Origin of the sequence: Rhizobium sophorae (assembly GCF_013087515.1) — a bacterium.
GTDB classification, from domain to species: domain Bacteria; phylum Pseudomonadota; class Alphaproteobacteria; order Rhizobiales; family Rhizobiaceae; genus Rhizobium; species Rhizobium sophorae.
Genome location: NZ_JABFCN010000055.1, coordinates 171,325 through 184,666, shown reverse-complemented (window position 1 = coordinate 184,666; position 13,342 = coordinate 171,325). Strand labels below are relative to the sequence as shown.

The following is a 13,342-nucleotide window of genomic DNA, read 5'->3' as shown; positions in this document are numbered from 1 at the left end:
CGTCAGGTCATTGGGGGCATCCAGCCACTCAGATGTCGAGTGTGCTGTCGCGCTCCCACTGGGTGAAATGCGAGCAATAGGCATTCCATTCCTGATGTTTGAGCTTGAGATAGGCGGCGGAAAACTCGGCTCCGATCGCTGCCTTCAAGCCCTCGTCGGCATCATAGGCACGCAGCGCGTCAAGCAGGTTGAGCGGCAGGCGCGGCGCGTCCTTCACCAGATGCCCCTCGGCATACATGTCGATATCGTAGTGCCGGCCGGGGTCTGCCTGGCTGCGGATGCCGTCGAGGCCGGCCGCGATGATGATCGCCTGCAGCAGGTACGGGTTGACCGCACCATCAGGCAGGCGCAGCTCGAAGCGTCCCGGCCCAGGCACGCGCACCATGTGGGTGCGGTTGTTGCCCGTCCAGGTGACGGTGTTCGGCGACCAAGTGGCACCGGATGTGGTGCGCGGCGCGTTGATGCGCTTGTAGGAATTGACTGTCGGATTGGTGATCGCGGCCAGTGCGGAGGCGTGCTTCATGATGCCGCCCAGGAAGGTCTTACCCTGAGCGGAGAGCCCAAATGGCATTTCCTTGTCCGCGAAGGCGTTGACCTTGCCCTCGATGTCCCAGACCGAGATGTGGGCATGGCACCCGTTTCCGGTCAGGCCCTTGAAGGGCTTCGGCATGAACGTGGCGCGAAGGCCGTGTTTTTCGGCAACCGACTTCACCATGAACTTGAAGAAGGAGTGCTTGTCTGCCGTCTGAAGAGCGTCGTCATATTCCCAGTTCATCTCGAACTGGCCGTTCGCGTCCTCGTGGTCGTTCTGATAAGGCTTCCAGCCGAGCTCGAGCATGTAGTCGCAAATCTCGGCAATGACATCATACCGACGCATCACCGCCTGCTGATCGTAGCAGGGCTTTTCGGCTGTATCGAACTGGTCTGAAATCACCGAGCCGTCCGCAGAGATGAGAAAGAACTCGGGCTCCACTCCGGTTTTCACCCGGAGCCCTTCTTTCGCAGCTTCAGCGACCAGTCTTTTCAGCACCACACGCGGTGCCTGTTCGACAGGCTGATCGTCCATGACGCAGTCGGCTGCAACCCATGCCACGTCTTTCTTCCACGGGAGCTGGATGACGGTGGAAGCATCGGGAACCGCGAACAGGTCGGGATGGGCTGGCGTCAAATCGAGCCAGGTTGCGAAGCCCGCAAAGCCGGCGCCATCTTTCTGCATATCGGCGATGGCTTCTGCCGGGACCAGCTTGGCGCGTTGGCCGCCGAACAGGTCGGTATAGCTGATCATGAAATATTTGATGCCTTTGTCTTTGGCAAAAGCAGCAAGGTCCAGTGTCATTCTCGTTCCCCTTTGGATTTCTTGGAGACACTTTGGTTATGGATGCGAGACGGCCGGGACGTTTGCCCGGCCGGTAGAAATCAGTAGCCTCCCTTGCCGGGATACCAGTTTGTGCCGGCGAGCGGGATCTGGGCCATGGCAGCCGCTTCCATCGTCAGCGCGCAAAGATCTTCCGGTTCCAGGTTGTGCAGGTGGTTCTTGCCGCAGGCGCGCGCGATGGTCTGGGCTTCCAGCGTCATGACCTTCAGATAGTTGGCGAGACGGCGGCCGGCGGCGATTGGATCAAGGCGCTTCATCAGTTCCGGGTCCTGCGTCGTGATACCAGCCGGGTCTTTGCCCTCGTGCCAGTCGTCATAGGCGCCGGCCGTCGTGCCGAGCTTCTGGTATTCTTCTTCCCAATGCGGATCGTTGTCGCCGATCGCAACGAGTGCTGCCGTGCCGATGGCAACGGCATCGGCACCCAGCGCCAGTGCCTTGGCCACGTCGGCGCCCGAACGGATGCCGCCCGAGATGATCAGTTGCACCTTGCGATGCATGCCGAGATCCTGCAGCGCCTGCACTGCGGGGCGGATGCAGGCGAGCGTCGGCATGCCGACATTCTCGATGAAGACATCCTGCGTTGCAGCGGTTCCGCCCTGCATGCCATCGAGCACCACCACGTCGGCCCCAGCCTTCACGGCAAGCGCCGTATCGTAATAGGGACGCGCGCCGCCGACCTTCACATAGATCGGCTTTTCCCAGTCGGTGATCTCGCGCAGTTCCAGGATCTTGATTTCAAGGTCGTCCGGGCCGGTCCAATCCGGATGGCGGCAGGCCGAGCGCTGGTCGATTCCCTTCGGCAGGTTGCGCATGTTGGCGACGCGATCGGAGATCTTCTGGCCGAGTAGCATGCCGCCGCCGCCGGGCTTGGCGCCTTGACCGACGACCACTTCGATCGCGTCGGCGCGACGCAGGTCCTTGGGATTCATGCCGTATCGCGACGGCAGATACTGGTAGACCAACGTTTGTGAGTGGCCGCGCTCTTCATCGGTCATCCCGCCGTCGCCTGTCGTGGTGGAGGTTCCGGCAATCGTCGCGCCGCGTCCGAGCGCCTCCTTGGCATTGCCGGAGAGCGCGCCGAAGCTCATGCCGGCAATGGTGATCGGCGTCTTCAGGTGAATGGGCTTCTTGGCGAAACGCGCGCCGAGGACGACCGACGTGTCGCACTTCTCGCGGTAACCCTCGAGCGGATAGCGCGAGATCGATGCGCCGAGAAACAGCAGGTCGTCGAAATGCGGAACCTTCCGTTTGGTGCCGGCGCCACGGATGTCGTAAATGCCGGTCGCCGCGGCACGGCGGATTTCCGCCAGGGTGTAATCGTCGAAGGTCGCGGACTTGCGCGGCGGGGTATAGGGGTTGTGATAGCTCATGATGGTCCCTCGCCTTAATATGCGTCAGCGTTGTCGATATTGAAATTGTAGAGCTTGCGGGCGGAGCCGTAACGCTTGAATTCCTCGGGCCTCACTTCGCTCACACCCGCCTTTTCGAGAAGTTCGGCCAGCTTCGTCAGATGCTCGGGACGCAGCTCCTTTTCGATGCAATCGGCACCCAGGCTCTTGACCGAACCGCGTATGAAGAGCTTCGCCTCATAGAGCGAATCCCCAAGCGCATCGCCGGCATCGCCGAGCACCACGAGGTGGCCGGACTGGCCCATGAAGGCGGACATGTGACCGATATTACCATGAACGACGATGTCGATGCCCTTCATCGAGATGCCGCAGCGTGACGCCGCATTGCCCTTGATGACAAGGAGGCCGCCGCGGCCGGTTGCGCCGGCATACTGGCTGGCATCGCCCTCGATGACGACGGTTCCAGACATCATGTTTTCCGCAACACCCGGACCTGCCGAACCGTGAACGGTGACGGTCCCGCCGTCGTTCATGCCGGCGCAGTAATAGCCGACCGACCCCTTTACATCGACCGTGACCGGCGCATCGATGCCGACGGCAACCGAATGGCTGCCGCGCGGATTGACGACTTCGAAGGAAAGGTCGTTCGAACCGTTCTGGATGTTGTGCAGGGCGCTGTTGAGTTCACGCAACGGCGTAGTGGCAAGATCAATGACAGGCATGTTTCGATAACCCTTGGAGAATACGCATGAGGCGCCGGTCAAGCGACCTTCTGGTGATCCCAGAAATAGACGGTTGCAGGCTCCGGCTCCCAGACCCGGGCATTCTCGATGCCGGGCAGATTGACGAGCGCCCGGTATTCCGAACCGAATGCGACATACTGGTCGGTTTCGGCCATGACGGCGGGCTTGCAGGCGATCGCATCGCGCACGACGCCGAAGCCTGACTTCGTGCCGACGACGAAGGTGAAGAAGCCGTCGAGGTCATTCACCGCGCCTTCCAGCGCCTGGCCGAGATTCTTGCCCTTGGCCATCTCTGCCGTCAGATAGGCGGCGGCGACCTCCGTGTCGTTTTCGGTTTCGAAGGTCATGCCTTCGCGCTTCAGCTCGCGGCGCAGATTGTTGTGGTTCGACAGCGAGCCATTATGCACCAGGCATTGGTCGGAGCCGGTGGAGAAAGGATGGGCGCCGAGCGTCGTGACTGCTGATTCCGTCGCCATGCGGGTATGGCCGATGCCGTGGGTGCCGGCCATTGAATTGACCGCGAAGCGGGAGACGACATCCTTCGGCAGGCCAGTTTCCTTATAGATCTCGATGGCATCGCCGCTGCTCATGATGCGAACATTCGGACGCAGTTCCGCGACGGCTGCCTTGCCCGTTTCGAGCAGATCCTTCGCAAGCGTGATGACGGCGTGCGTGCTCTTGACCTGGATGGCGACCGGTGCGCCAACCGTCTGGCCGAGCTCGGCCTCGAGGCCGGCGAAATCCTTCTTCGGATTGGCCGACTGGATGGTGATCTTGGCATTGTTGCCGCTGGCGTCACCATAGATCGCGATACCGGCGCTGTCCGGCCCCCGATCCGTCATCGTCACCAGCATCGAGGACAGCAGTGCCCCGAGCTCCGGTTCGAGACTTTTATCCTTGAGGAAGAGCCCCACAATTCCGCACATGACCAGACCTCCGTTCGTGTTGAGAAAGGACTAGCAGGTCTGTTTTCGTTTTTCAACTCGGAAGAAAGATTTTTTCTTTTAAGGCAAGTCAGCTTTTCGAGCTCTGCTGTGGATAGCTGATGATCGAGAGGTACTTGCTCGGCAGTTTCACCAGTTCCGCCGGCCCATGCGGCGCATCGGCGTCGAAGAACAGGCTGTCGCCCGGCTGCATCTGGAAAAGCTGGTCGCCGTGGCGGTAAACGACCTCGCCCTCGAGCATATAGAGAAATTCCATGCCCTCGTGCTGGAAGGTCGGGAAGATGTCGGAGTCGGTCGTCAGCGTGATGAGGTAGGGCTCGACGATGACGCCGCTGGTATTGTTGTCGATATGGCCGAGCAGATTATATTGGTGTCCGGCGCGCGTGCCGCGCCGCTCAAGCTCGATGCCCTGCCCCGCCTTGACGAAGACGGCATTACGCGGTTCCTCGAAACGTCGGAAGAAGGCCGTCAGCGGCACGCCAAGCGCCCGCGACAGCGATTGCAGCGTCGTCAGCGACGGCGAGATGTTGCCATTCTCGATCTTCGACAGCATCCCGAGCGAAATGCCGGTCGCGGCCGCCAGATCGGTGACCGTAATGCCGAGTTTCTTGCGGTAGGCGCGCACCTCGTGGCCGATCGCCATTTCGAGGTTGTTTTCCTTCGGCTCGCGGACGGCGTGAGGGTCCTGGGAAAAGGGAGCGCGTCCACTATGCGCCTGTTCCAGTTGCTCTGCCGTTTCACGCTTGGATTTCATGGGTTTTCCACCGCCGCCTTCTCTTTTGTCCAAGGCAACCCTATCGTCATAGTGAAAATTTCTCAACCGTGAAGAAAACCTATTCCCGCCGCGCCGCGCGCGGAGCGATGCCGTAGAGGGCACGAAACATGCGGGAAAAGTGGCTCAGACTGGAAAAACCGGTAGCCACCGCGATTTCCGAGACGGAAAGCGGGCTCTGTTTCAGCAGGCGATGGGCATGCTGCAGCCTGATCCTGCGATACTGATCGAGGAAGGTGGTGCCGAGATGGGCGGCAAAGAGCCGGTCGAGATGGCGGGTGGTGACGCCGGCGATGCGCGCCATTGCGGCGCGCTCCAGCGGCATCTCGATCGTCTCTTCCATCCGTTCGAGAACATTAAGCAGACCGGGATGATGGACGCCGTAACGTTGCGCCAGCGAGGCGCGCTGGGGTGCCGCGGGCTCGTTGACCTCGGTGTGCAGATACCAGTCGCTGACCCGGCGGGCGAAATCGGCCCCCATGCGCTCGGCGATCAGCACATGCATCATGTCGAGGGGGGCGATGCCGCCGCCGCAGGTGATCCTGTTGCCGTCGATCATGAAGCGCGCCTGGCGCGGCGCAAGATCAGGAAAGGCTTCGAGGAGGGCTGCCGCATGCTCCCAATGGATGGTGAAGTCGCGGCCGCTAAGCAATCCCGCGGCGGCCATCAGATAGGGGCCGCCCGAGATGCCGCCGATCCTCACACCTTCGCGCGACAGCTGCCTGAGACAGGCCAGCACATTGGGATAACGCCAATCGCGGGGCGAGCCGCCGGCGCAGACGAAGGCCGTTCCAAGCCCCGAAGCTCTGAGCGGAAGCGGTTCGGCGGCAACCGTGACACCCGAGGAGGACGGAACAGGCGCGCCGTCCGGCGAGAAGACCTGCAGCCGATAGATCTCGCGCCCGGCCAGGAGATTTGCCGCCCGCAGTGGCTCGGTCGCCGAGGCATAGGACATCAACGCAAATCCCGGGATAAGGATGAAGCCGATCGTCTGGGCATTTCTGCTATCAAGTGAGGACATGTCTCTCACTTAGCGATTGATGTCCCTTCTGTGCAAGTCCGCCCTCCCCTTTCTGGCATCATGCACCTGTTCTTTCCGGGGTGACCCATGCGCTATTCCGCTCTTTCGATCTTCCTGAACGGCCTTTCCGGCAACAAGGGCTGGGCGCCAGCCTGGCGCGATCCCGCGCCGAAGCCGCATTACGACGTCATTATCGTCGGCGGCGGCGGCCATGGTCTTGCCACCGCCTATTATCTTGCCAAGGAATTCGGCGTCACCAATGTCGCCGTCCTCGAAAAAGGCTATCTCGGCTCCGGCAATATCGGCAGGAACACGACGATCATCCGGTCGAACTACCTGCTGCCAGGCAACAATCCCTTCTACGAGTTGTCGATGAAGCTCTGGGAAGGGCTGGAGCAGGACTTCAACTTCAACGCCATGGTCTCGCAGCGCGGCGTGCTCAACCTCTTCCATTCCGACGCGCAGCGTGACGCCTATACGCGCCGCGGCAACGCCATGCGGCTGCACGGCGTCGACGCCGAGCTTCTTGACCGGCAGGCGGTGCGCAAAAAACTGCCCTTCCTTGATTTCGATAATGGTCGTTTCCCGATCATGGGCGGCCTGTTCCAGCCGCGCGGCGGCACGGTGCGCCATGATGCGGTCGCCTGGGGTTATGCGCGTGGCGCAGACAGCCGCGGGGTCGATATCATCACCCAGTGCGAGGTCACCGGCATCCGCACCGGAAACGGTGAGATTAGCGGCGTTGAGACCAGCAGGGGCTTCATCGGTTGCGGCAAACTGGCGCTCGCAGCCGCCGGCAACTCCACCGTCGTTGCCGATATGGCGGGCCTTCGCCTGCCGATCGAAAGCCACGTGCTGCAGGCCTTCGTTTCCGAAGGGCTGAAGCCCTTCATCGACACGGTCGTCACCTTCGGCGCCGGGCATTTCTACGCGTCCCAGTCGGACAAGGGCGGGCTGGTTTTCGGCGGCGATATCGACGGCTACAATTCCTATGCCCAGCGCGGCAATCTCGCGGCGGTCGAGCACGTCGCCGAAGCCGGATTGGCGCTGATCCCGTCGCTGTCGCGCGTGCGCTACCTGCGCTCATGGGGCGGCGTCATGGATATGAGCATGGACGGCTCGCCGATCATCGACCGCACCCATATCGACAATCTCTATCTCAATACCGGCTGGTGCTATGGCGGCTTCAAGGCCACACCCGCCTCCGGCTTCTGCTATGCCCATCTGATCGCCCGCAACGCGCCGCATCAGACCGCCCGCGCGTTCCGGCTCGATCGCTTCGCGCGCGGCTATCCGATCGACGAAAAGGGCGTCGGCGCCCAGCCCAATCTGCACTGAGGACATTCGACGATGGCAAGCCTGATTTCCTGTCCCCATTGCGGCGCGCGACCGAAGGAAGAATTTTCGATCCGCGGCGATGCGAGCCTTGCAAGGCCGGCCCCGGATGCCGGTGCGGATGCCTGGTTCGACTATGTTTACCTGCGTGACAATCCGAAGGGCCGGCACAGCGAATTCTGGCACCATTCCTCGGGATGCCGCCGCTGGCTGATCGTCGAGCGCGATACCGTCACCCATGCGGTCCATAGCGTCCGCGACGCCGCCCTTTCCAAGCTCGGCGGAGAACCGGCATGACGAGCTTCCGTCTTTCCTCCGGCGGCCGCATCGACCGCGCCACCTCGCTCCACTTCACCTTCGACGGCAAGCCTCTTGAAGGCCATCGGGGTGATACGCTCGCCTCGGCGCTGCTTGCCAACGGCGTCCAGCTCGTCGGCCGCAGCTTCAAATATCACCGCCCGCGCGGCATTCTGACGGCGGGAGCTGCCGAACCGAACGCACTGGTGACGACAGGCAGCGGCGGGCGCACCGAACCGAATACGCGCGCGACAATGATCGAGCTTTACCAGGGGCTGACGGCAAGGAGCCAGAACCGCTGGCCGTCGCTCGGCTTCGATGTCGGCGCCGTCAACGGCCTCCTCTCGCCCTTCCTCAGCGCCGGTTTCTACTACAAGACCTTCATGTGGCCGGCAGCCCTCTGGGAAAAGCTCTACGAGCCGGTGATCCGCAAGGCGGCGGGCCTCGGCAGAGCCTCCTACGAAGCCGATCCCGATTCCTACGAGAAATGCTGGGCGCATTGTGATCTGCTGGTGATCGGCGCCGGCCCTGCCGGTCTTGCCGCAGCGCTGACCGCCGGCCGCGCCGGCGCGCGCGTCATCCTCGCCGACGAGGGAGCCGAACTCGGCGGCAGCCTGCTTTCCGAGGCCGGCACTGTCGACGGCAAGCCGGCGAACGCTGTTCTCAACGAGCTGCTTGCCGAGCTGGAGGGCCTTCCGAACGTGCGCCGCCTGCCGCGCATGACGGTGTTCGGCTGGTACGACGACAATGTCTTCGGCGCCGTCGAGCGGGTGCAGAAACATGTGGCGATGCCTGATCCGGATCGTCCCGTCGAACGCTTGTGGCGCATCGTCGCCCGCCAGGCGATCCTTGCGACCGGCGTCGAGGAGCGTCCGCTTGTCTTCGGCGGCAACGATATTCCCGGTGTGATGATGGCAGGCGCCATGCGCAGCTATCTCAACCGGCAGGCGGTGGCGCCTGGCAGAAGCACCGTGGTCTTCACCACCAACGATGCCGGTTACCGCACCGCCGCCGACCTTGAAGCCGCCGGCCTCGCCGTCGCGGCGATCGTCGACAGCCGCGCGGATGCGGCCGGGAGCTGGCAGGGCCGCGCTGAAGTGCTGACGGCCGCCCGGATCATCGACGCGTTCGGCGGCAAGCGCTTGCGCGGTGTCAGCGTCGAAACCGCAACAGGCACCCGCCGGATCGAAACCGATGCGCTTGCCATGTCGGGCGGCTGGAGCCCGATCATTCATCTTGCTTGCCATCGCGGCGCGAAGCCGCAATGGTCGCACGAGGCATCGGCGTTTCTGGCGCCCGCCCAGCAGGAAGGCCTTGCCGTTGCCGGCTCAGCTGCCGGCATGGCGCAAACCGCGACCTGCCTCGGCGATGGCGCCGTAAAGGCAGCTGCCGCATTGAAGGCGATCGGTTTCGCAGCGGCGGAGCCGGCCTTTGCAGCGGCGTCCGAGACGGCCGCACAGGCAAAACCGCTCTGGTCGGTCAAGGGCTCGAAGGGCAAGGCTTTCGTCGACTATCAGAACGACGTGCATTTGAAGGATCTCGGCCTCGCCGTCCGCGAAGGTTACGGTCATGTCGAACTCGCCAAGCGCTACACCACATCAGGTATGGCGACCGATCAGGGCAAGCTTTCCAATATCAACGCCATCGGCATTCTTGCCGAGGCGCGCGGCGTGTCGCCCGCCGAGGTGGGAACGACGACCTTCCGGCCCTTCTATACGCCAGTTTCCTTCGGTGCTTTGACCGGGGCATCGCGCGGCAAACATTTCCAGCCGGCGCGCAAATCGCCGCTGCATGGCTGGGCTGAGAAGAACGGCGCGGTCTTCGTCGAAACCGGCCTCTGGTACCGTTCCTCCTGGTTCCCACGCTCCGGCGAGACGACATGGCGCGAAAGCGTCGACCGCGAGGTGCTGAACATCCGGAAGAATGCCGGCCTTTGCGACGTCTCGACCCTGGGCAAGATCGAGATTTTCGGGAAGGATGCCGCGACCTTCCTCGACCGCATCTATTGCAACGGCTTCGCCAAACTTGCCGTCGGCAAGGCGCGTTACGGCATCATGCTGCGCGAGGATGGCTTCATCTATGATGACGGCACCACCAGCCGGTTCGGTGACGAGCATTTCTTCATGACGACGACGACGGCGCTAGCCGCCGGCGTGCTGACCCATCTCGAATTCTGCGCCCAGACGCTCTGGCCGGAACTCGATGTCTGCTTCGCCTCCTCGACCGATCAATGGGCGCAGATGGCCGTTGCCGGGCCGAAGTCGCGCGCCATCCTCTCCGAGATCGTCGACGGGGATCTGTCGGATGCGGCCTTCCCCTTCATGAGCGCCCGCAAGGTCTCCCTCTTCGGTGGCCGCCTCGAAGGCCGGCTCTTCCGGATTTCCTTCTCCGGTGAACTCGCCTACGAGCTCGCAGTACCGGCCGGCTACGGCGAAGGTGTCGCCGATGCGGTCATGGCGGCGGGCGAGAAACATGGCATCTGCGCCTATGGCGCCGAAGCGCTCGGCGTCATGCGCATCGAAAAGGGTCATGTCACCCATGCCGAAATCAACGGCACGGTGACGCCCGGCGATCTCGGTTTCGGCCGCATGGTTTCATCAACCAAGCCGGATTTCATCGGCAAGGCGATGCTTGCCCGTGAAGGCCTGCAGGACCCCGAGCGGCCGCGCCTTGTCGGTGTCAAGCCGCTTAATCCGGCGACCGGATTCCGCACCGGCTCGCATATCCTTGCCAACGGCGCTGCGGCGACGCTCGAAAACGATCAGGGCTACGTCACATCAAGCGCCTTCTCGCCGGGGCTCGGCCATACGATCGGCCTGGCGCTCGTCAAACGCGGGCCGGAGCGCATCGGTGAAAAGGTGACGGTCTGGAACGGCCTGCGCAACGAATTCACCGATGCGGTGCTCTGCCATCCCGTCTTCATCGATCCCGAAAACGAGAAGCTCCATGCCTGATCTTCCGCAACACAGACCGGTTCTGGCCGGCATGGCATATAACGGCATCTCAGGGACGGGCGTCCGGCTGGAAGCCTTGCCGGAGGGCCATCTCCTGCATGTGCTCGGCGCAATCGAGCCCACCGCGCTCGCCACGGAATTGGTGAAAGCAGGCTTTGCGAAAAGTTCGATCCGCAAGGCGGGTTTCCGGCAATGGTTCGTTGCCGGCGATGAGCCGCTTGTCCCCGCCAGCCTCGATGCTCTCGCGGCAGCGCTTGCGGGAAAGGCCTTCGTCATGGACCAGAGCCACGGGCGTGTCCGCATCGGCGTTTCCGGCCGTTCTTCGCGGGCGCTTCTCTCAAGGGGGACCGCCGTCGATCTCGATCCTTCCGTCTTTCCGGAAGGCCATTCGGCCATGACGATGGTCGGTCATCTCACGGTACAGATCGTCCGCACCGGCGATGACAGCTTCGAACTCACGGTCCTGCGCAGCTTTGCCGAAAACCTCTGGGACGATCTCACTCATATGGCGGCGAGCGCCGAAAAGGACGGCGTCTGACGGAGGCGGGTTTCGATCGTTTTTAAGCTGTATGCAGAGCGGCGGCACCGACCCATTCGGGGCGCTCGGCGCCTTGCAGCTCTTCCACCGCATCGGCGGCGAAGCTCGGCACGACACCGGTCCACAGCAATGCGCCGTCGGGATTGGAATGGCCGTCGCCCTCGAGCTTGTAGATGCTTTCGACGATATACTGGCCGTCATTGTTCAGGCCCTTGATCTCGGAAATCTCGATCACCCGGCGCCGGCCAGTGCGCTTGAAGCGGGCGATCTGCACGACGACGTCGACTGCCGAGGCGATCTGGGCGCGCAGCGGCCGCAGCGGCATGTCGATATCCGACATCAGCGCCAGCGTCTCCAGCCGGTGCAGGGAGTCATAGGGCGTGTTCGCGTGTACCGTCGAAAGGCTGCCGCTGTGACCTGACGTCATCGCCTGGATCATATCGAGCGCCTCGCCGCCGCGGCACTCGCCGACGATGACCCGGTCGGGCCGCATGCGCAGCGACGAGCGGAACAGGTCGCGGATGCTGGCGCCGCCGCGGCCGAAACGGTCGGGCTTCGTGACTTCGAGATAGACCACGTGTTCCTTGCGGATCTGCAGTTCGGACGTGTCCTCGATGACGATGATGCGCTCGTGGTCGGCAAAGGCTTCCGACAGTGCGTTCAGCATCGTCGTCTTGCCGGTGCCGGTGCCGCCGGAGATGATGACGTTCTTCTGCAGCCCGACGGCCGCCTGCAGCAGCGTCAGCGACTCGTCGGTCAGGCTGCCCTGGGTGACGAGATCGCGGATGCTGCGATGTTCTTTCAAAAAGCGGCGAATGGAGATGCAGAGCCCAGTGCGGGATGCAGGCGGCTGGATCATCTGCACGCGCGAACCATCCGGCAAACGCGCCTCGATGCTCGGTTCCTCCGGCGTCAGCCGCTTGCCTGAGAACTGCGCGATGCTGCGCGCGGCCGATTCCAGGTCTTCGCGGCTGGCGAAACGCGTATCGGCGCGTTCGAGCTTGCCTCGCCTTTCGACGAAGATGTCGGATGTCCCGTTGATCAGGATTTCGGACACGCTCGGATCATCGAGGAGAAAACGGATCGGCCCGAGCAGTTTGTCCAGCGCCCGGGTCAGGACCTGGAAGGTCGCCTGTTCGGCGGCGTCGTCGGAAACGGCTTTCATCAGAGCGGCATCCCGACCAGAACTGTGCTCATGCCGAACAGTGTCGCCATCATCTGAACGGCGGTCGGAAAGAACATCATCAGTGGAATGAGGACCAATCCAAGTATTAAGATGCTGCTCATCGTTTCCATCGTTCTCTCTCCGGATCGACTGGCGGGCGATACCCACCATTTGACGAAAGCTTAATCCAGATCGCCAAACAACGCCATGGCCGGGCCCTGCGAAGGCAGACATTATGGCCGCCACGCGTGGTTTCTTCTATCGCTTTGAAAGAATTGGCCAATTATGGAGCAGTAGACGAAGCCTCGCCGGGGCGTCAAAAACTTCATATCCGCAGGTAAAATTGCAGCTGCTTCAAAAGCTTAGTTAAAATAATCCGGCGTCAACTGCGATTTTGCAGCCGATGCCTCCAAGGCAATTGGAACCCTTCGTTTCGTTTGCTTGACGGAGGGCTGGCCTTGGGCGCACTCTTGGGTCTTAATGGTGTTGCTCAACAAACGTTGGCCGCCGGGGAAGATAAGCTGAAGCAGAAAATATCATTGGATCGAGCAACATGCTCTTTCGGATCGATGGCGTATGCTTGGTTCATCTTCACCACGGCTTCGAACCGAAACAAACCTGGGAATGAGGAGTAATCACATGTTTGGTAAACTCAAGACTCTCGCAATTGCACTTCACAAGGACGAACGCGGCGACATGGCCCAGATCGTCCTGGCCGTCGCCCTGATCGTCATTCCGCTGATGCTGATCCTGCTCGCATTCGGCAAACAGATCGGCGAATGGTTCAACGAAAAGAACACGGCGCTCTCGGATGCCGAGAGAATTCCTGAGCCGGGTCAATAAGCGGGT

General features: G+C 62.2%; 13 protein-coding genes. 5 read left to right on the top strand and 8 right to left on the bottom strand.

The features are described from left to right. Positions 1–28: 28 nt before the first annotated feature. The 6 genes from glnT to G9X64_RS30170 form a co-directional block, all read right to left on the bottom strand. Complete coding sequence (gene glnT, locus G9X64_RS30195; protein ID WP_168312518.1) at positions 29–1,336, bottom strand: type III glutamate--ammonia ligase; 1,308 nt, start codon at positions 1,334–1,336, stop codon at positions 29–31. A gap of 80 nt (positions 1,337–1,416) precedes the next feature. Continuing rightward, positions 1,417–2,745, bottom strand: coding sequence for an FMN-binding glutamate synthase family protein (locus G9X64_RS30190; protein WP_003548137.1), 1,329 nt, complete (start codon positions 2,743–2,745; stop codon positions 1,417–1,419). Positions 2,746–2,759: 14 nt separating this feature from the next. Beyond that, positions 2,760–3,446, bottom strand: coding sequence for a GltB/FmdC/FwdC-like GXGXG domain-containing protein (locus G9X64_RS30185; protein WP_171378021.1), 687 nt, complete (start codon positions 3,444–3,446; stop codon positions 2,760–2,762). A gap of 38 nt (positions 3,447–3,484) precedes the next feature. After that, complete coding sequence (locus tag G9X64_RS30180) at positions 3,485–4,393, bottom strand: class II glutamine amidotransferase (protein ID WP_168315149.1); 909 nt, start codon at positions 4,391–4,393, stop codon at positions 3,485–3,487. Between the two features lie 88 nt (positions 4,394–4,481). Beyond that, positions 4,482–5,165, bottom strand: a complete 684-nt coding sequence (locus G9X64_RS30175) for a helix-turn-helix domain-containing protein (RefSeq protein ID WP_171378020.1) — start codon at positions 5,163–5,165, stop codon at positions 4,482–4,484. A gap of 79 nt (positions 5,166–5,244) precedes the next feature. Further along, positions 5,245–6,204 carry a GlxA family transcriptional regulator gene (locus G9X64_RS30170; protein WP_171378019.1) on the bottom strand — a complete coding sequence of 320 codons (960 nt, stop codon included), beginning with the start codon at positions 6,202–6,204 and terminating at the stop codon, positions 5,245–5,247. Between the two features lie 87 nt (positions 6,205–6,291). Here G9X64_RS30170 and G9X64_RS30165 point away from each other — a divergent pair, with 87 nt between their 5' ends. Genes G9X64_RS30165 through G9X64_RS30150 form a run of 4 tightly spaced genes read left to right on the top strand, consistent with a single transcriptional unit; the run spans position 6,292 to position 11,328 of the window. Continuing rightward, positions 6,292–7,542, top strand: a complete 1,251-nt coding sequence (locus G9X64_RS30165; RefSeq protein WP_168315151.1) for a sarcosine oxidase subunit beta family protein — start codon at positions 6,292–6,294, stop codon at positions 7,540–7,542. Positions 7,543–7,554: 12 nt separating this feature from the next. Further along, positions 7,555–7,836, top strand: coding sequence for a sarcosine oxidase subunit delta (locus tag G9X64_RS30160; protein ID WP_168312513.1), 282 nt, complete (start codon positions 7,555–7,557; stop codon positions 7,834–7,836). Then, positions 7,833–10,790 (top strand): sarcosine oxidase subunit alpha family protein, encoded by a 2,958-nt coding sequence (locus G9X64_RS30155; protein ID WP_171378018.1) that lies wholly within the window; start codon positions 7,833–7,835, stop codon positions 10,788–10,790. Before G9X64_RS30160 ends, G9X64_RS30155 begins: the two co-directional genes overlap by 4 nt. Continuing rightward, positions 10,783–11,328: a sarcosine oxidase subunit gamma family protein gene (locus tag G9X64_RS30150; protein ID WP_168312511.1), complete on the top strand. Its 546-nt coding sequence runs from the start codon at positions 10,783–10,785 to the stop codon at positions 11,326–11,328. Before G9X64_RS30155 ends, G9X64_RS30150 begins: the two co-directional genes overlap by 8 nt. 22 nt (positions 11,329–11,350) lie before the next feature. On the opposite strand, the gene G9X64_RS30145 is transcribed toward G9X64_RS30150, so the two are convergent. Beyond that, the gene (locus G9X64_RS30145; RefSeq protein ID WP_246271069.1) at positions 11,351–12,493 is read right to left on the bottom strand and encodes a TadA family conjugal transfer-associated ATPase; all 1,143 of its coding nucleotides are present in this window, start codon (positions 12,491–12,493) and stop codon (positions 11,351–11,353) included. Further along, complete coding sequence (locus G9X64_RS37035; protein ID WP_260060310.1) at positions 12,493–12,615, bottom strand: hypothetical protein; 123 nt, start codon at positions 12,613–12,615, stop codon at positions 12,493–12,495. Before G9X64_RS37035 ends, G9X64_RS30145 begins: the two co-directional genes overlap by 1 nt. Positions 12,616–13,132: 517 nt before the next feature. Here G9X64_RS37035 and G9X64_RS30140 point away from each other — a divergent pair. Then, complete coding sequence (locus G9X64_RS30140) at positions 13,133–13,336, top strand: hypothetical protein (RefSeq protein WP_003548168.1); 204 nt, start codon at positions 13,133–13,135, stop codon at positions 13,334–13,336. Positions 13,337–13,342: the final 6 nt, after the last annotated feature.